Here is an 18,373-nt window from a genome sequence, read left to right on the forward strand (position 1 = left end):
CATCAGCGGCCCAGTCGTTATGCGTCTACCTAGCTTTCGCAGGAGCGGGGCGATTATTTCAGCTTGGCGGCGGCACGCAGTGCGTCGGCGCGGTCGGTCTTTTCCCACGAGAACGAGGTCGCGCTGTGCTGCGCGCCGGTGCCGTCGGTGTAGGTGAAGTCCTTCGGCTTGCGGCCGAAGTGGCCGTAAGACGCGGTCTGCTGATACATCGGGTGGATCAGGTCGAGCATCTGGATGATGCCGAACGGACGCAGGTCGAAATGCTTGCGGATCAGCTTTTCGATCTGCTCGTCGGCGATCTTGCCGGTGCCGAAGGTGGTGACCGAAATCGAGGTCGGCTCGGCCACGCCGATGGCGTAGGAGACCTGCACTTCGCAACGGTCGGCCAGACCGGCGGCCACCACGTTCTTGGCAACATAACGCGCGGCATAGGCAGCCGAACGGTCCACCTTGGACGGATCCTTGCCGGAGAACGCACCGCCACCGTGACGCGCCCAGCCGCCGTAGGTGTCGACGATGATCTTGCGGCCGGTCAGGCCGCAATCGCCCACCGGGCCGCCGATCACGAACTTGCCGGTCGGGTTGATGTGGAACTTGGTGCCCTTGTGCAGCCACTTGGCCGGCAGCACCGGCTTGAGGATTTCCTCGCGCACCGCTTCAATCAGGTCCTTCTGCTTCACGCCCGGGTCGTGCTGGGTCGACAGCACCACTGCATCGATCGCCGTCGCCACGCCATCTTCATAGCGCAGGGTGACCTGCGACTTGGCGTCTGGACGCAGCCACGACAGCGCCGAGTTCTTCTTCTTGCGGATCTTGGCCTGCTGCTCGACCAGGCGGTGCGAGAGGTGGATCGCCGCCGGCATAAAGCTGTCGGTTTCGTTGGTGGCATAGCCGAACATCAGGCCCTGGTCGCCCGCACCCTGCTGCTCGGGATTCTTGCGATCCACGCCCTGGTTGATGTCCGGCGACTGCTTGCCGATCAGGTTGAGCACGCCACAGGTCTCGCCGTCGAAGCCGACGTCGGAGCTGTTGTAGCCGATGTCCAGGATGACCTTGCGGGTCAGCGCTTCCAGATCGATCCAGGCACTGGTGGTCACTTCGCCGGCCACGATCGCAACGCCGGTCTTGACCATCGTCTCGCAAGCCACGCGGGCGCGCTTGTCCTGGGCCAGGATGGCGTCCAGCACTGCGTCGGAGATCTGGTCGGCGATCTTGTCCGGATGGCCTTCGGAGACCGATTCGGAGGTGAACAGGTAGCTGGACATCAGACTTATATCCCTTGATTCGGATGAAAAGATGGGTGCGGATGATACACGCCCCGTGTGTCGGTTGCATTGTGCGCCTGAATGGATCGGTTTGGGGTTAAGCCGACGTCGGTCCGCCGCCCGGGCGCACGCGCCTGTGCGTTGCCCGTGACGATTAACTGCCCGGTGACGCAACGGTGCCGGCCGGCCGCACCCCGCCTCAAACATCCCGATCCGTGCATGTCCGGCCTGCTAGCATCGGCCGATGGATTCATTGACCCAGATCGTTCTCGGCGGCGCCATCGCTGCCGCCATCGCGCCGCCCGGACAGCGGCGTGCCGCCTTGTTGGCCGGCGCGGCACTGGGCACCTTGCCCGACCTCGACTCGCTGGCATTGCTGCCGCTCACCGACGACCCGGTCACCCTGATGACCGTGCACCGCAGCGTCAGCCATTCGTTGTTCGTGCTGCCGCTGGTGGGTTGGTTGATCTGGTGGCTGTTCCGCCGCTACGGCAATGGACGCGTGGCCAGCGCACCCACGCGCTGGTTCTGGGCGATCCAGCTGGCCTTGATCACGCATCCGCTGCTGGATGCGTTCACCGTCTACGGCACCCAGCTGTGGTGGCCGTTGCAGCCGCATCCGACGATGTGGTCGAGCGTGTTCATCATCGACCCGGCATACACGGTGTGGCTGTTGCTCGCCTGCGTGGTGGCCTGGTTTGCGCGCGCGCGCCCGTTTGCGCAACACGTGCTGGTGATCGGGTTGGTGGCCAGCACCGCGTATCTGGGCTGGTCGTTGATTGCCAAGCAACTGGTCGACCGCCAGGCCGATCGTGCGCTGGCGGCGATGGGCCTGGCCGATGCGCCGCGGTTCTCGGTGCCGATGCCGCTCAACACCTTGCTGTGGCGCGTGGTGGCGATGACGCCCAACGGCTATGTCATCGGCGAGCGCTCTCTCGTGGCCGACACCGGCCCGATGCACTTCCGTGGGTTTTCCAGCAACACCCAGGCGTTGGGCGAAGTGGCCAGGTTCGATTCGGTGCGTCGGCTGACCTGGTTCAATCGCGGCTTCATGCGCGCGCGCCTGGTCGACGATGACCTGATGCTCAGCGACCTGCGCATGGGCCTGGAGCCGGACTACAACTTCAACTTCGTGGTGGCCCATCGCGACAACGGGACGTGGCAGCCGATCGTGCCGCGGCAGGTGCAGGCGGCATATCGTGCGCCGGTGGCACGCGACCAGATCGGTGCAGTGCTGGGGCAGATGTGGCACCGCATCTGGCACGAGCCCCGCAGCACCGTGCTGACCGGCGACCTGGAAGCTGTCGGCGCTCCGGTCGTCGCGCCCGCATCGGCAACTCAATAAACCGTGGCGCGCGCCTGCACGAACGAATAGAAGAACACGGCGTCCGGGTCGCTGTGCACCTGCGCCAGTTCACGACGCATGCCATCCACGGTGGCGGCCTCGACCGCGCCGGCCTGCAGTAATTGATCGGCCGCCGAGAGCAGCACTTCTTCCCAGAACCCGATCATGGTCTTGCGCCGGCCCGGTTCGCGGTTGTCCAGATGCAGCGTCTTGATCTGCGTGTGCACATCGCGAAAGCCCCCGGCCAGCAGCAGGTTGCCCAGCTTGGCACCGACGAACGGGTCGCCGCCCTGGTCGTGCTGGAAATCGTTGAATGCCATCCAGTAGCGCCACAGGTTGGGCGAATACGGATGCAGCAGGAACGAAGCATTCATCACCTCGGTCACGTACACCGGCGAGCCGGGCAGCAGCACGCGCCGCACTTCGTTGAGCACGCGCGCAGGCGAGGGCACGTGTTCGAGCACCCAGCACAGAAACGCCGCATCGAACTGACGCGCCTCGAACGGTAAATCGCTCGCATCGGCCTGCTGCAGTGTGTAGCGTGCGCGGCACCACGCCAGCCGTTCGAGATTTGCCCGCGCCGCGCCCAGCTGCGCCTCGCTCAGATCCACGCCGGTGACATGCAGTTCGGGAAAACGGCGCAACAGGATTTCAGTCTGCGCGCCGACGCCGCTGCCCACTTCCAGCAGGCGCCGCGCGCCGCTGTAGTCGATCTGATTGAACAGCGTGGTTTCCAGCAAGCGCGCCTGTTTGAGCAGACGCGCCTGTTCGGTGGCGGAAAAGCCGTGCAGATAGGTGGGGGTGTCGCTCGGTGCGCTCATGCGTGCGGCTCCAGCAAGGCAGGAAAACTCAGGCAGCGTCCGATAGTGCGGGCGGCACGCCGGCGATCAAGGCATCGAAGTAATCACGCGTCAGGGCCAACTGGGCTTCGGGCGTTTCGGCGCGATTGACCACCGCCCGGAAGTCGGCGCTTTGCGGGTGGTCCTTGGCATACCAACCCAGATGCTTGCGTGCGATGCGCACGCCCTGCGGTTGGCCATAAAACGCGTGCAGCGCTTCCAGGTGGCCGAGCAAGGTATCGCGCACGAACGCCAACGACGGCGGCGGCAATACCTCGCCGGTGGACAAAAAATGTGCCACTTCGCCGAAGATCCACGGGCGGCCTTGTGCGGCGCGGCCGATCATCACGGCATCGGCGCCGGTTTCGCGCAGCACCTGAGCGGCTTTCTGCGGCGAGTCGATATCGCCATTGGCAACCACCGGGATCTGCAGCGCGGCCTTGATCTGCGCAATCGTCGCGTACTCGGCGCTGCCGGTGTAATGCTGGTCGCGGGTGCGTCCGTGTACGGCGAGCGCGGCGATGCCGCAGTCCTGCGCGATCCGCGCGATCGTCGGGCCGTTGCGGTGGTCGCAATCCCAACCGGTGCGGATCTTCAACGTCACCGGCACGTTCACTGCCTGTACCACCGCGGTCAGGATGCGTGCCACCAGGTCTTCGTCGCGCATCAGCGCCGAGCCGGCCCACGCGTTGCAGACCTTCTTGGCCGGGCAGCCCATGTTGATGTCGATCAACTGCGCACCGTGGTCGACGTTGTAGCGCGCCGCCTCGGCCAGTTGCTGCGGCTCGGTGCCGGCGATCTGCACGCTGATCGGGTCCGGCTCGCCGGCATGGTCCATGCGGTGCAGCGATTTGCGCGTGCCCCAGAAGCGCGGGTCGGAAATGGTCATTTCCGACACCGCCAGGCCCGCGCCCAGCCGCTTGCACAGCAGCCGGAACGGTTTGTCGGTAACGCCCGCCATGGGGGCGAGGATCACCTTGGGAGCGATGGAGTAGGAGCCGATCTGCATGGCGCTAGTGTAACTTCAGCGGTGACGGCCCTTCGCGCTGCCAACCCTGCGGCGGCCGGGCCGGCAGCAGGCGGGCCGCATGGCCGGCACCGCCGCTGTGGTATCGCCTACTGCCAGACGGCCAGATTATCCAGGTACAGCTTGGCCTGGGTGCCTACACTGGCGCGGTATTCGACGATGTTGTTGCCGGCACGCAAGGTTGCCGTCAGCGGACTGCTGGCCCAGTCGCTGGCCGAACTGGTCTGGGCGAAGGCCGGGGTGCCGACACGCAGGCCATTGACGTACAGGTCTACGCTACCGACGCTTGTGCCCGGTGCGGAATAGCGCGTGGCCAGCGTATAGCTTCCCGCCTGCTGCACGTTGATGGTGGTCCGCAAACGCGCGCCGGGGTTGCCGCCGAAGTCGACATAGCCCAGCCCCTGGTAGTTGTGCACTGCGCCGGAGACGCCATTGGCGACAAGGCTGCCGATGCGCAGGAAGTCGAAGTTCTCCGCTTCGTATTGCCGCACGCCGGTATAGGCGGGTGGCGCAGCCGGTGCCTGCAGTGGTGTGACCGCCGCGGCGCTAGCGCGTCCGGTGGCCGAGCCGGAGCACTGGATGGTGATGTCCAGCGGCCCGTTGTGGGCGACGTTCAAGGTCAGACCATCGCCGCTGGGCGTGGCGGTGATGGTACTGGCCTGGTGCTCGCCGCGATCGGCGAAGGTATAGGTCGGCGTGGCGCTGGCGCCGCTGATGGTGATGGTGTCGGTCTTGAGCGGGCCGGTTTCCGAATCGAAATTGGTCAGGTAGACCGACACCGCGTCGGCGAACTCCTTGACCACGCCCGTCGTGTAGGGGCCGTAGGTCATGTTGAGCGCGGCGCAACTGTTGTACTTCAGGTTGAACGCGCCGCTGGCAGTCTTGTTGGTCTTGTAGGGGTTGTAGGTGACCCAGGTGTTGTCTTGACGTGCCACATAGAGATCGCCGGTGGATTCCTGCGGGAACAAGGCATTCAGTTCCTGGGTCTTGGCGGCGATGGAGGGCCAGCGGGTGGCGTACGCGCTGCGCTTGACCTGTACGGGGAAGGACTTTGCAAGGTCATCGCTCAACTGCCATACGGTCGGGATGGCGGGGTAGCGCCCGGTCTTCTTGTACCAGCTGTGCTGGTTGAGATAGGTGCCGTCGTCGTCCATCAGATACAGGCCGGAGAACAGCGTTTCCGGCGATGCATACAGACTCTGATCGTTGCCGCTGGTGGTGTCGTCGACCACTGCCAGCTTGGTGCGGTCGATCACCTGCTGGCGATCGAGGATGTGCAAGGTGCCGTCGAGAATCTTGCGGTAGACATCCATATGGATGTTCTTGAACTGCGGGAAGAACTGCCAGCGCCGCGTGTTGTAGCCGTCGGCGGTGGTCCCCTTTGGCAGGCTTTGAACGGTATCGGTCCAGATCAGTTCCGGGCCGTCGAAATAGGTTTCGCCGGTCAGCGTCAGGTGCTCGATCAGATGCGGGGCGCCCGCGGCCAGAGGATAGGCGCTGCCATCGGCGGCGTACCAGCCGCTGCTGTCAGGACGGATGCCGTAATGGCCCGCAAATCCCGACAGAAACATGCCCAGGCTGACGCTTTCGATGTCGTGGTAGCCGTAGTTCATCGTGAACTTTTCTTGGATGATGAAATTCTTGGCATAGCTGCCCAGGGCGGTGCGTAAGGCCTCGTTGCGCTTGACCATTGCCAGCGGGTTGATGTTTGCGCCCCAGAAGCCGCCGGTGAAGCTCACCGCCAGATAGCCGCCGTACTTGTTGGTCAGCTTGAGCAGGTTGGCCCAGTGCTCCCAGCGCTGCGCTGCCGAGACCGAGCAGGCTTCGTCGAATCCCCAGAACTGCTCGGCGTAGTTGAAACCGAGGAAGTTCGGGTAGTCGCGGAAGAACTCACCGTAGACCGTCGATTCCAGATCGGTGCCGTTGGGATAGTCGGGGAAGTGGCTGAAGCCGCCGCTGGACGGTTGCACCATCGCCCAGACACCGTTGGCCGCAGCTGTCTTGATCCACGAGCGTGCCGTCTCGATCCCGTTCGCCACCTGGTTCCAGTTGCACTGATTGTCGGTGGCGCCTTTGTGACTGATCGAGAGCGAGATCAGCAGAACCGTGTAGGGGCGCAGGTCTGCAGGAATCAGGTCGATGATCTTCTGCGGATCGGCGGCGTTCCAGGTGTCGGCATGGATCACGAACATCGGCTTATCGGGCGCGAGGCTGCGCCGGAATGCCGGGTCGGTGCTGGCGCTCGCCGTTGCCGTGGACGCCTGCGTAGAGGTTGGCGCCATGGCGCGCGGGGCGCTCACGGTGACCGTCGCCGCCGGCGATGGGGTCGCAGCGGTGCCGGCATCGGCGGCGTCGCCGCCACAGGAGCTGAGCAGGCAGGGAAGTAGGACGCAGGGCAGCAGGAATGGCGTGCGCGATCGACGCAGGATCATCGGTAGTTCCGTTGAGCTTGGGGGGCAGGGCCAGGCATACCGCGTCACTGCCATTGCGTGAGGCGGTAATGCGCCAGTCGACGATGCAGACGCATCTCGGTAAGCCGCGCCGCCGGGAGCGTCCTCGCATGACAACAGGCAATGGTCGTGGTACGCCCGGTGGTGTGGTGCGGCGATAGTAGGCAAGCGCAGATAGCGCGCTAGCGCGTGCAGCCGATCAGCACGCTTTATGCGATGCGCTTTCGTTTTTCGAGCACCCAAAACAGCGCTGGGTCACGTGGCGTCGCGATGGCGCAGCCGGTGGTGTGACGTTGGCAGCAGAGCGTGCGCAGCGTGGCGAAAGCAGACATGCGCTCGTTGCAGCGTCACATCGTTCGGCGCGATGCGCAGCGACGCGGCCAACCGCTTGTCGCGATCGTCATTGGGCGCGGGACATGCACGCGCATTCCTGGAAAAAACCTGGGCGCCTGCGTGGGTGCGGTGTCGAGGGCATGCGCGCGTGGCGCACGCCAATGGCAGTGAACCGTGGTCTCAGTCGTCCGCGCGCAGCCGCGGCATCGACACCGCCGCACCTTCCACCTCGGTGGAGCGCGCCGCATAACGGGTGGCAAAGCGCACGTGGGTTGCGAAGCTCGCAGCCGGCACCTGCGCCAGCGAGGCAACCAGCGCACCGTTGAAGGCATCGCCCGCGCCGGTGGTGTCGATGGTCTGCGCGCTTTCCGCGCCCACGCGGTAATGCGCCTGGCTATCGCCGCGCAGCTGTTCTTCGGCGTGCGAAATGAAGGCGCCCACCGCGCCCAGGGTCACCACTACGGTACCGCCCGGCAGCAGCTTGCGGCACAACGAATGCAACGTATTGCCGTCCAGCGCGGCGACGTCGTCGGCATTGATGCGCTCGCCGACATGGCGACCGAGCAGTGCGGCGAATTCGGTTTCGTTGGGCGTCAGCACATCCGAGAGCTTGAGCAGGCCAATCGAGGTCGGTGCATTGGCCGGCGCGGCATTGAGCACGGTCAGCACGCCACATTCGTGCGCCAGCGCCAGTGCGGACTCGATCGTCTCGGCCGGGGATTCCAGCTGCGCCAGCAACACCTTTGCCGCAGCCACCAGCGGGCGTTGGTTCTCGATGAAGGCGGGGCTCAACACGGCGTTAGCGCCGGCGCCGATCACGATGGTGTTGCGGCCGTGCCCGTCGACATAGATGCCGCCGGTACCGGTCGGTTCATTACTGGGCTCGGCGATCAGCGAAAAGCCGTCCTGCGCGGCCAGCGAGCGCGCCAACGCACCACCTGCGTCGTCGCCCAGCGCACACAAGAAATGCGTCTTGGCGCCAGCGCGTGCGGCCGCAACCGCCTGATTGAAGCCCTTGCCGCCCGGGCCGGTGCTGTAGCGCCCGGCGATGGTCGCGCCCGGCACCGGCAAGGCATCGCAGCGCCACACGTGATCGACATTGAAGGACCCGACAACGACGACCGAACTCATAAATACCTTGCCTTGAATGACTGACTTGAAAGATTGGATGAAACGCGGCGCGCAGTGATTAGACCGTCACGCCGATGAACCCTCACCGCCTCAACCGAAATGCGACAGCACACCGGCAATGGTAGCGGTCATGAAGGTGGCGATCGAACCGCCGAGCACCGCACGCAGGCCGAACTTGGCCAGATCGTGACGACGTTCCGGCGCCAGCCCGCCGATCCCGCCGATCTGGATCGCGATCGAGCTGAAATTGGCGAAGCCGCACAGCGCGTAGGTGGCGATCAGGCGACCCTCTGCGCTCAGGCCTACGCCCGGCACTTCGCCCTTGACGATGCGCGACAACTCGCTGTAAGCGACGAACTCGTTGATCACCACCTTCTGGCCGATCAACGACCCGACCGTGGTCGCATCCACCCACGGGGTACCGATCACCCAGGCGATCGGCGCCAGCACGTAGCCGAAGATCGTTGACAGGTTGGTCGGGCGGCCCAGCAGCGCGGCGGCGCCGGTGACCTCGCCCAGCCAGGTCAGCGGTGCGTTGATCAGCGCGATCAGCGCGATGAAGGCCAGCAGCATCGCGCCGATGTTTAGCGCCAGGCGCAGGCCGTCGCCGGCACCGGCCGCGGCCGCATCGATGACATTGCTGGTGGTTTTTTCCACTTCCATCTTGACGGTGCCGCGGGTCAGCGGGGTGCCGGTTTCCGGCACCAGCAGCTTGGCGACCACCAGCGTGGCGGGCGCGGCCATGATGCTGGCGGCCAGCAAGTGCTTGGCATAGAACGCCTGTTGCGCCGGATCGCTGCCGCCGAGCATGCCGACATATGCAGCCAGCACGCCACCGGCGATATGCGCCATGCCGCCGATCATCATCGTCAGCAGCTCGGACTGGGTCATCTTGGGGATATACGGGCGCACCGTCAGCGGCGCTTCGGTCTGGCCGATGAAGACGCTGGCGCACACGCTGGTGGTTTCCGCACCGGAAACGCGCATCACCTTGGTGATCGCCCACGCCATCGCACGCACCACCATCTGCATCACGCCCAGGTGGTAAAGCACGCCCATCAGCGCCGAGAAGAAGATGATGGTGGGCAGCACCTGGAACGCAAAGATGAAGCCGTAGCTGTCGATGTTCATCAGGTTGCCGAAAATGAAGGTGGACCCTTCATTGACGAAACTCAGCACCTTGACGAAGCCCTTGCCCAGCGCGTCGAACACGTCGCGCCCGCCCGGCACCAGCAACACCAGTGCGGCGAACGAGATCTGCAGGGCCAGACCGGTGGCGACCAGCTTCCAGTCGATCGCGCGGCGGTTGCTCGAAAACAGCCAGGTGATGCCGATGAGCACCGCCAGACCGAACAGGCCGAAACCGATCCTTCCCAAACCTTCGACCATTCCAATCCCCGGGCTGCTGACGGCAAAACGGGAAGCCTAGAGCAGGGGGTGACAGGGGGCAAGGCGAGGGGCATTCAGATGGCCTCGGTCGGCCCACAGACGAGAGGCGGCGGGCACGGGCAGGCCCGCGCTGGCGCGCTGTGGGACCGTGCTTGCGCAAAGTCGGGAGTTCGCATGGGCGAGGTGGGCGGTGTTCATCGCGTGGCGGCGCGGCTGGTGGCGGTCGTGACGCCCGCCCGGATGCGGTGTTCACCGTCATGCGTCAGCGTTCGGGAAACTGCCGCGCAGCCTGGAGCGGCTGAAGCGCGTGATTGGATCTACTGCTGCGACTGCTACGGCTGTCGTTGCTGCATCCGCTTCATTAGGCGCGGTGTCTTTGGCACAGATGGCCTGGGACAGTTGGCGTTTGTGCGCGAGTGCTGCTGACCGTTGCACGCATGTCCGCCGGCGTCATGCGCTGGTGTCTCCAGGCACGGTGCCGCATCCGGTGTCGGGGCACGCCGTCAATCCGTCCATGCGGCTGGTTGGCGCATGCATGCCACCAATGGCCCCACCCTGGTTGCGACGCCACACGCCGGCGATTTTGCCTGTTGATCGGCAAGCAGTCGCTGCAGCAAGGTCTCGCGTCTGTCACGTGTGGATAGGCGTGGAAACGCCCATGCAAGCCGAGGCATTCGGTGCAGATAACCACCAACGGCAGATCACGATGCATGCGCAGTGCAGGCGGTGCTGCGAACACGCAGTCGAGCCGGGAACAGGTCGATGCACGGCGCTGCACACGCCGCGCGCTGTGCCTGCCCGACGCCACGGCCTACACTGCGCACGCCGGTCCAGGGCAGGTGCCCTGGAGGTTGCGGGAGTTCGCCATGCTTTACCGACGTCTGGGTTCCACCGGGCTGCAGCTATCGGCCTTGTCGTTCGGGGCCTGGGTCACCTTCGGCAAACAGATCGGGCGCAGCGAAGCGCGCAATCTGATTGCCGCCGCCTGGGACAACGGCATCAATTTTTTCGATAACGCCGAGGTCTACGCGCGCGGCCGCGCCGAGGAAGTGATGGGCGATGTGATCGCCGATCTGCGTTTGCCGCGCGATGGCTTCTGCGTGTCGAGCAAGGTGTTTTTCGGTGCGGTCGACAGCCCGCGGCCGACCCAGCGCGGGCTCTCGCGCAAGCATGTCACCGATGCCTGCCACGCCGCGCTCAAGCGCCTGCGCGTGGAGTACCTGGACCTCTATTACTGCCATCGGCCCGATCCGGACACCCCGATCCAGGAAACCGTACGCGCCATGGATGCGCTGATCCGCCAGGGCAAGGTGCTGTACTGGGGCACATCCGAATGGAGCGCCGCGCAGTTGCGCGAGGCCATCGCGATTGCCGAACGCGAACATCTGCATGCGCCGGCGATGGAACAGCCGCAATACAACCTGCTGCATCGCGAGCGGCTGGAGCGCGAATACGCGCCACTGTGCGAGAACGGGCTGGGCACCACGATCTGGTCGCCGCTGGCCTCGGGCCTGCTGACCGGCAAGTACAACGCGGGCGTGGAGGCCGACAGCCGTCTGGGCCAGCCGGGCAACCAATGGTTGCAGGACGAAGTGCTGGGCGCGCCGGAAGCGCGCCGGCTGGAGCGCGCCCGCGCGTTCTGCGCGGTGGCGGCCGAGCTTGGCCAGTCGCCGGCGCAGTTGGCCATCGCCTGGTGCCTACGCAACCGGCATGTGTCCAGCGTGATCCTGGGCGCGAGCCGGGTCACACAGTTGGAAGAGAACCTCGGTGCCCTGGACACCCTGGATCAGGTCGATGACGCCGGGTGGGCACAGGTGGAGTCGAGCACGCGCTGAGCCATTGGGTCGATCGAGTGCTGCGGTGGATGCTTGTAGTAGTCACCGCAGCTGAGGGCAGCGACACACGTCCGTTCGATTGGCGCGATCAATCGAAGACTAGAGAGCGATTTAAACATCCGGCCTTTCAAATGAGAATGGCTCTTGATCATTAAATGAGAATGGTTATTATTTGTCTGGCCAACCGACTGGAGAACCAGATCATGACCGCCCACCCCGTGCTGCTTCGCTCCGAACCGGTCAATCTGCGCGACCGCGCCACGCCGCGCGCCGTGCCCGCCGAAGACCTCATCAGCAGCCAAGCGCTGCTCAAGGGCCGGCGTGAAGTGCTGATCCAGCACGGCGATCGCGTCTATCGCCTGCGCCACACCAGCAACGATAAGCTGATCCTGACCAAGTAATTCCAGCCACTCGGCTGCGCACAGCCACTGTGCGCAGCCGCTGCCGCAACGATCGTCATGCGCCGTCAGTGCCGATGGCGCGATCCTGCTCCACGCGCAACGCTCGATTGCCATGGCATCCCATCTTTGCGTACTCGCTCAACGCGTGTGCGCAAGGTCGCAGCGGGCGCTGCCGCCGCCGCCCGCCACTCAACTCCATCTTCCCTGCCGCGTTTGGCTTATGCCGCCCGCGCCGCCGGGGGACGCGTAAAGGTTCCTGATGATCCGCCTGCATCCGCTGGTGGTCGCGCTGTCGCTGGCGCTGCCCGCTATTTCCTTGTGTGCCCGTGCTGCCGAACGCGATGCCGGAGCGGAGGGTGCGCGTGAGGTGCACGACTTCGACCGGCTCCAGGTCACCGCCACGCGCACCCAGCGCGCGCTGGTGGATGTGCCCAGCACGGTGGATGTGATCGACCGCGAACAGCTCGACAACCAACTGGTGCGCGAACTCAAGGATCTGTTCCGCTACACGCCGGGCGTGTCGGTCACCAGCACCAGCGGCCGCTTCACCGGTGCCAACGGCATCCGCATCCGCGGGCTGGATGGCAACCGCGTGGCGATGCTGGTGGATAACGTGCCGGTGTCGGACACCTTCAGCTTCGGCAGCTATCTCAACGCCAACCGTAACTTCGTCGACCTGGAAACGCTCAAGCGCGTGGAAGTGGTACGCGGGCCGGCCAGCTCGTTGTATGGCTCGGATGCATTGGGCGGCGTGGTCGCTTTCGTCACCAAGGATCCGTCGGACTATCTGAGCGCAGACAAGCACAGCTACGTCGGCCTGAAGTTCGGCTACGAAGGCGACTGGAACGGCCTGTTTGCCGGTGCCACCGGCGCGTTCGGTGGCGAACGCTGGAGCGGCTTGGTGGCGGTGAGTCATCGCCAGGGCCAGGAGGCGCAAAACCAGGGCGATGACCGCAGCCGCGATTTCACCCGCACTGCGGCCAATCCGCAGCGCATCGATGGGCGCAGTGTGCTCGCCAAACTGGTGTACGCCCCAAGCGCACAACAGCGCTTCAAACTCACGGTCGAAGGCAACGAAGACTACGGCAGCATCGATGCATTGACCGGCGTCGATACGCGGAGTCCGACGGCGTCGCTACGCATCCTGTCGCAGCAAGGACGCGATCATCAGACACGTGCGCGGGTCTCGCTGCGGCATGAAGTCGATGCGCTGGATTCCGTGTGGACCGACGATCTGCAGTGGCAGCTGTATCGCCAGGACAGCGAGAGCCTGCAACGCACCAACGAACTGCGCGGCAACACCACGCGCCGGCATAACGAACATAATTTCGATCAGCGTGTTTACGGCCTGCTGGTCAACGCGCATAAGTCCATCGAAACCGGCACCCTCAGCCACGAAATCACCTATGGGCTGGATGGCACCTGGACCGATACGCGCGCCAAGCGCGACGGCTATTCGGTCAATCTGGCCAATGGCGCGGTGAGCAACCGCGTCGGTCAGGACGTGTTTCCGGTGCGCGACTTCCCGATGAGCGAAACCACCAAGCTCGGGTTGTATGCGCAGGACGAGATCGGCCTGCTCGATGGCCAGCTGTCGCTGGCGCCGGGCGTGCGCGTGGATTATTTCCGGCTGTCGCCGCAGGTGGACGACATCTTCCGCGAAGACAATCCCGGCGTTGCCGCCGAGACCATCGACGAGACCCAGGTGTCTCCCAAGTTCGGTGCGGTGTGGCGGTTTTCGGACGCCTGGTCGGCGTATGTCAATTACGCGCATGGCTTCCGCGCGCCGCCGTACAACGACGTCAATATCGGTTTCACCAATCTGCAGGCGCGCTACACCGCCATCGCCAATCCGGATCTGAAATCGGAGACCAGCCGCGGCGGCGAACTGGGCCTGCGTTTCAACGATGCGGTCGGCTATTTCGGGCTGGCCGTGTACTACACCGACTACCGCAACTTCATCGAATCGTATGCGCCGGCTGGCGTGAATGCCGACGGGCTGGCGCTGTTCCAGTCGCGCAACGTGGACGATGTGGTGATCAAGGGCGCAGAGGCGCGCGCGGGCATCGATCTGGGCATGCTGGCGGGTTGGCAAGGCTGGTCGTTGAACAGTGCCGTTGCCTATGCGGAAGGCGACAACCTCACCGACGGCAGGCCGCTCAATTCGGTCGACCCGTTGCGCGGCACGCTTGGCATGGCCTTCGACAGTGATCGCTGGGGCGCAGAAGTGATCGGTACCTTTGTGGCCCGCAAACATCGCCCGCAGCTGGACAGCTATTACGTGCCGGCCGGCTACGCCACGCTGGATCTGATGGGGCATTGGGAATTCGCGCCCGGCGCCAAGCTCACCGCAGGCGTGTTTAACCTGGCCGATCGCCGTTACGTGGACTGGAACGCGCTGCCCAACGGCACGCTGGCCAGCAGCACGGTGCTGGACCGCTTCACTGGCGCCGGGCGCACTGCCTCGCTCAGCCTGGCCGTGAGCTGGTAGCGGCCATGCCCAACCTCTGCGCCATCCCGTTGCCCCTGCATGCACGCGCTACCCGCGCGGCACTGCCGCGACCACGGCAGTTGGCGGCGCTAGGGACGGTGCTTTGCCTGTATCGGCCTGCGTTGGGCAACGAACTGGATGGTTGGCAGCACGCGGTCGCTGCAGCCGCGTCCCGTCGGGTGGACAGCGACGGCGTGCACGAGGGCATCTGGTTCTTCGATGCGGCAGGACACTGCTGCTGGCGGCTCTGCCTGTTGCCCGACAGCGATTTCCTGAGCTGGGACCGCCTGGTCTCTCGGCTGCCGCCACTGCCGATGGACACGCATGAACTGGGCGTCGGCGAACGGCTATGGCGCCGCCTGGCCGGACGCATGCGCGGCGATGCATGGCGCTTGAGCGCACTGCGCTTGCAGCCTGCGGCCAGCCACGATCACCCCATCACCGCCAGCCTGGCCACCGTCTCTGCGCTGGGCGCTGAGGTTGCTGCACGGTTGGCGCGCGACGAGGGCATCGACGGCCGCGTGGTCGTGGACGATTGTTGCTGCGCGCGCGCTGCAGTGCTGCGTACTGCCGCGGTGAATGCCCGCGGTGCCGACCCCGTGTCATGACGATGTCGCTGCTGCGCGCGCGTCCCTGATGTTCCCCAATGACTACCGAGAGTGCCGATGAGCCGATTGTTCTCCCGCTGTGTCGCCGCCACACTGAGCCTGTTGCCGTTGATTGCCGCCGCCGATGCTCAGCGCGATCGGCAGAGCATCCTGGCGATGCAGGGCGAATACGCGGTGGATTTCGCGTTCGACGAAACCGTGCTGCTCAAGCCCGGCTACGAGCGCGCTTCGGCGATGCGCAGCGGCGCCAGCGAAGTGGTCATCGTGGTGGAGGATTCGCCGCGCAGGCTGGTGCTGCAGCACGTGCTGGTCGACGAAAAGACCGGGCACGTGACCAAGCATTGGCGGCAGGACTGGACCTTCGAGGCACCGCAACGGTTTGAATTCACCGCCGAGCAGACCTGGACGGTGCATGCGCTGGCGCCGGCCATCACCAGCGGCACCTGGACGCAATGTGTGTACGAAGTCAGCGACGCGCCGCGTTATTGCGGCACCGGCCGCTGGGACTACGCCGATGGCCACCCCACCTGGACCAGCGATCCCAGCTGGCGCCCGTTGCCGCGGCGCGAGTACACCAGGCGCAGCGACTACAATGCGCTATCGGTGATCAACCGGCACACGCTGACGCCGAACGGCTGGACCCACGAACAATTCAATACCAAGGTGCTGCGCAAGCCCGACGGCACCCAGGAAGCGATTGCACGCGAGTTCGGCTTCAACGATTACCGCAAGACCACCGAGGTGGACTTCGCCCCGGCCTATGCGTACTGGAAAGGCACACAGGGGTATTGGGCCAAGGTGCGCGCGCGCTGGGCCGCATTCCTGCAAACGCCACCGGGCCTGCATCTGAAAACCAAGCCGGACGGCATGGCGATGATCGTGCCGATGTTCGAGCAGGCTGAGTCAGCGCAGAAGGGCAAGCCGGTCAAGGACGCGCAAATCGATGCGGTGTTCGCACGGTGGGTCGAACCGGCGAACTAGGCACCCTGACGCCGTAGGAGCGCATCCAAGCGCGATATGGCATTCCCGGTAAGGCCAATCACACCGCAGGGGGCTCTTGCGAGGTCGCGCCCGGGTGCGCTCCTACGAGCGAGAGGGTGCTTTGCCTTTATTCCTTGAACATCAGGAACGCGGCCACCAGGATCAGGCCGAACGCGGCCCAATGGTTCCACTTCAGCGACTGCCCCAGGTAGAAGGTGGAGAAACCGGCAAAGACCAGCAGCGTGATCACTTCCTGCATGCCCTTGAGCTGCGGCGCCGAATACACCGCGCTGCCCAGACGGTTGCCAGGCACCTGCAGGCAGTATTCGAAGAACGCGATGCCCCAGCTGACCAGGATGGCGATCATCAGCGGCGTGGTCTTGTACTTCAGGTGCCCGTACCAGGCGAAGGTCATGAACACGTTGCTGGCGATCAGCAGCAGAACCGGGTACAGGTAGGCGGTGAAGGGGGCAGTGGGCATGGCGGCGAGCGGCAGAGAATGGGGGCCGAAGCATAAGCCAACTTCGTTAAGCGCACGCGACCGTGCCGCCGGGGCCGCGCTAGCGCTGCATGCCCCAGCGACGCACCGTGAGCCGCTCGATCGCCTGGAACACCACGCCCTCCACCAGCAGCCCCAGCACGATCACCATCGCCAGCCCCGCGAAGACCTTGTCGGTGTAAAGCTCATTGCGGTTCTGGAAGATGTACCAGCCCAGGCCGCCCTGGCCGGAGGTGGCGCCGAACACCAGTTCGGCGGCGATCAGGGTGCGCCAGGCGAATGCCCAGCCGATCTTCAGCCCGGACAGGATCGCCGGCAGCGCCGCCGGAACCAGCAGTTGCGCTACATAGCGCGGGCCGCGCAGGCCGTAGTTGCGCCCGGCCATGCGCAGCGTGTCCGGTACCGCCTGGAAGCCGGCGTAGGTGGTCAGCGCCAGCGGCCACAGCACCGAGTGCACCAGCACAAACACTAGGCTGCCGGTGCCCAGCCCGAACCACAGCAAGGCCAGCGGCAACAGCGCAATGGCCGGCAGCGGGTTGAACATGGCGGTCAGCGTGCCGAGCACATCGCGGCCCCAGCGCGTGGAAGCGGCCAGCGCGGTCAGTACGAACGCCAGCAGCACGCCCAGCGCATAACCTTGCGCCAGCACACGCAACGACGCACCGACCCGGCGCAGCAGTTCGCCCGACAGCAGCCCGTCGTAGAACGCGCGCGCGGTCTGCACTGCGCCGGGCAGCATCAGATCGTCGCCGACCAGCCGCGCGGCGATTTCCCATGCCGCGACCAAGACCACCAGCACCCATGCCTTGCGCAGCCAGGGCGGTGCGTGCCAACGCGTGGGCGTGGTCGCGGCGCCCAGGGCAGGGTCCAGCGGGGTCAGTGCCACTTCGTACTCGGGCCGCACCGGTGGAATCGGCGGCACTGCGCTTGCGGTGCTGCGGCTCATGTCAGCGCCTGGCGTTGGCGCAGGGACGGGCGACGCAGCGGTGCCACCTTGTCGTCGTCCAGCGTGTCATCGGGCAGATCGAACAGCAGCCGGTGAATGCGTTGCGCGGTCTGCTGGAAGGCCACGCTGCCGGCACTGTGCGGGCCGAAGGCATGCGCGTTGAGTTCGGCGCGCACCTGGCCCGGGTGCGGCGACAACAGCAGCACGCGATTGCCGACCACCAATGCTTCTTCGATGGAATGGGTGACGAACAACAGCGTGAAGCGCAATTGTTCCCACAATTCCAGCACCTGCTCCTGCATGCGCGAACGCGTCAGCGCATCCAGTGCCGCGAACGGTTCATCCATCAGCAGGACACGCGGGCGCATCGCCAGGGCGCGTGCGATGGCTACACGCTGCTTCATGCCGCCGGACAAGGTGTGCGGGTAAGCATCTGCAAATCCGCTCAGCCCGACCTGGGCCAGACTGTCGTCTGCCCGCTCGCGCGCCTCGGCACGGCCGAGTTTGCGCGCCGCACGCAGCCCGAACACCACGTTCTCGCGCACGGTTTTCCATGGTGCCAACTGGTCGAATTCCTGGAACACCACCACCCGGTCCGGCCCGGGACCGGTGACCGCATGACCCTGCAGGCGGATCTGTCCTTCGCGCGGCGCAACAAAACCGGCAACCGCCTTGAGCAATGTGGATTTACCGCAGCCTGAGGGCCCCAGCAGCACGAAGCGGTCGGCTTCGTGCACATCGAAGCGCACGCGATGGGTCGCGCGCACCACGCGCTGGGCCGAGGCATATTCCAGGCTGACATGATCGACCTGCAGCAGGGGCGTGCTCATCGC

15 protein-coding genes are annotated in these 18,373 nt (G+C 65.3%); 6 read left to right on the forward strand and 9 right to left on the reverse strand.

Features of this window, described 5'->3' with window-relative positions:
* Positions 1-53: 53 nt before the first annotated feature.
* Positions 54-1,265 (reverse strand): methionine adenosyltransferase, encoded by a 1,212-nt coding sequence (metK, locus tag ACDH77_RS03985; protein ID WP_005910819.1) that lies wholly within the window; start codon positions 1,263-1,265, stop codon positions 54-56.
* Positions 1,266-1,509: 244 nt separating this feature from the next.
* On the opposite strand from metK, the gene ACDH77_RS03990 reads away from it, so the two are divergent.
* Positions 1,510-2,610, forward strand: a complete 1,101-nt coding sequence (locus ACDH77_RS03990; protein ID WP_011346451.1) for a metal-dependent hydrolase — start codon at positions 1,510-1,512, stop codon at positions 2,608-2,610.
* Here the strand turns inward: ACDH77_RS03990 and ACDH77_RS03995 are convergent.
* The 5 genes from ACDH77_RS03995 to ACDH77_RS04015 all read right to left on the reverse strand — a co-directional run bounded on the left by ACDH77_RS03995 (position 2,604) and on the right by ACDH77_RS04015 (position 9,779).
* The gene (locus ACDH77_RS03995) at positions 2,604-3,431 is read right to left on the reverse strand and encodes a class I SAM-dependent methyltransferase (protein WP_008573555.1); all 828 of its coding nucleotides are present in this window, start codon (positions 3,429-3,431) and stop codon (positions 2,604-2,606) included. The genes ACDH77_RS03990 and ACDH77_RS03995 overlap by 7 nt on opposite strands.
* A 28-nt stretch (positions 3,432-3,459) precedes the next feature.
* Complete coding sequence (gene dusB, locus ACDH77_RS04000) at positions 3,460-4,458, reverse strand: tRNA dihydrouridine synthase DusB (RefSeq protein ID WP_011346453.1); 999 nt, start codon at positions 4,456-4,458, stop codon at positions 3,460-3,462.
* Positions 4,459-4,565: 107 nt separating this feature from the next.
* Positions 4,566-6,908: a glycoside hydrolase family 98 domain-containing protein gene (locus tag ACDH77_RS04005; protein ID WP_372353744.1), complete on the reverse strand. Its 2,343-nt coding sequence runs from the start codon at positions 6,906-6,908 to the stop codon at positions 4,566-4,568.
* A 531-nt stretch (positions 6,909-7,439) separates the two neighbouring features.
* Entirely contained in the window at positions 7,440-8,390 is a 951-nt protein-coding gene (locus tag ACDH77_RS04010) for a ribokinase (protein WP_008573562.1), read from the reverse strand.
* Positions 8,391-8,480: 90 nt separating this feature from the next.
* The gene (locus ACDH77_RS04015; RefSeq protein WP_008573564.1) at positions 8,481-9,779 is read right to left on the reverse strand and encodes a NupC/NupG family nucleoside CNT transporter; all 1,299 of its coding nucleotides are present in this window, start codon (positions 9,777-9,779) and stop codon (positions 8,481-8,483) included.
* An 866-nt stretch (positions 9,780-10,645) separates the two neighbouring features.
* Here ACDH77_RS04015 and ACDH77_RS04020 point away from each other — a divergent pair.
* The 5 genes from ACDH77_RS04020 to ACDH77_RS04040 all read left to right on the forward strand — a co-directional run bounded on the left by ACDH77_RS04020 (position 10,646) and on the right by ACDH77_RS04040 (position 16,095).
* A complete protein-coding gene (locus ACDH77_RS04020; protein ID WP_014089419.1) occupies positions 10,646-11,614 on the forward strand; it encodes a potassium channel beta subunit family protein in 969 nt (322 codons plus the stop codon).
* Between the two features lie 161 nt (positions 11,615-11,775).
* The gene (gene hemP / locus ACDH77_RS04025; RefSeq protein ID WP_029818708.1) at positions 11,776-12,015 is read left to right on the forward strand and encodes a hemin uptake protein HemP; all 240 of its coding nucleotides are present in this window, start codon (positions 11,776-11,778) and stop codon (positions 12,013-12,015) included.
* A gap of 259 nt (positions 12,016-12,274) precedes the next feature.
* Positions 12,275-14,506: a TonB-dependent hemoglobin/transferrin/lactoferrin family receptor gene (locus ACDH77_RS04030; RefSeq protein ID WP_372353745.1), complete on the forward strand. Its 2,232-nt coding sequence runs from the start codon at positions 12,275-12,277 to the stop codon at positions 14,504-14,506.
* Positions 14,507-14,511: 5 nt separating this feature from the next.
* Positions 14,512-15,114: a hypothetical protein gene (locus ACDH77_RS04035; RefSeq protein ID WP_014089423.1), complete on the forward strand. Its 603-nt coding sequence runs from the start codon at positions 14,512-14,514 to the stop codon at positions 15,112-15,114.
* Positions 15,115-15,171: 57 nt separating this feature from the next.
* Positions 15,172-16,095, forward strand: a complete 924-nt coding sequence (locus ACDH77_RS04040; protein ID WP_029818711.1) for a DUF6607 family protein — start codon at positions 15,172-15,174, stop codon at positions 16,093-16,095.
* A gap of 127 nt (positions 16,096-16,222) precedes the next feature.
* Here the strand turns inward: ACDH77_RS04040 and ACDH77_RS04045 are convergent, their stop codons facing one another.
* The 3 genes from ACDH77_RS04045 to ACDH77_RS04055 form a co-directional block, all read right to left on the reverse strand.
* Positions 16,223-16,576: a DMT family protein gene (locus ACDH77_RS04045; protein ID WP_005910790.1), complete on the reverse strand. Its 354-nt coding sequence runs from the start codon at positions 16,574-16,576 to the stop codon at positions 16,223-16,225.
* A gap of 79 nt (positions 16,577-16,655) precedes the next feature.
* On the reverse strand, positions 16,656-17,540 hold the full coding sequence (locus tag ACDH77_RS04050; protein ID WP_218491112.1) for an ABC transporter permease: 885 nt from the start codon (positions 17,538-17,540) through the stop codon (positions 16,656-16,658).
* Entirely contained in the window at positions 17,537-18,370 is an 834-nt protein-coding gene (locus tag ACDH77_RS04055; RefSeq protein WP_008573580.1) for an ABC transporter ATP-binding protein, read from the reverse strand. The genes ACDH77_RS04050 and ACDH77_RS04055 overlap by 4 nt, the downstream gene beginning before the upstream one ends.
* Positions 18,371-18,373: the final 3 nt, after the last annotated feature.

The sequence above is a fragment of the Xanthomonas axonopodis pv. maculifoliigardeniae genome (assembly GCF_041519315.1).
In the GTDB taxonomy this organism is placed as follows: Bacteria; Pseudomonadota; Gammaproteobacteria; order Xanthomonadales; family Xanthomonadaceae; genus Xanthomonas; species Xanthomonas euvesicatoria.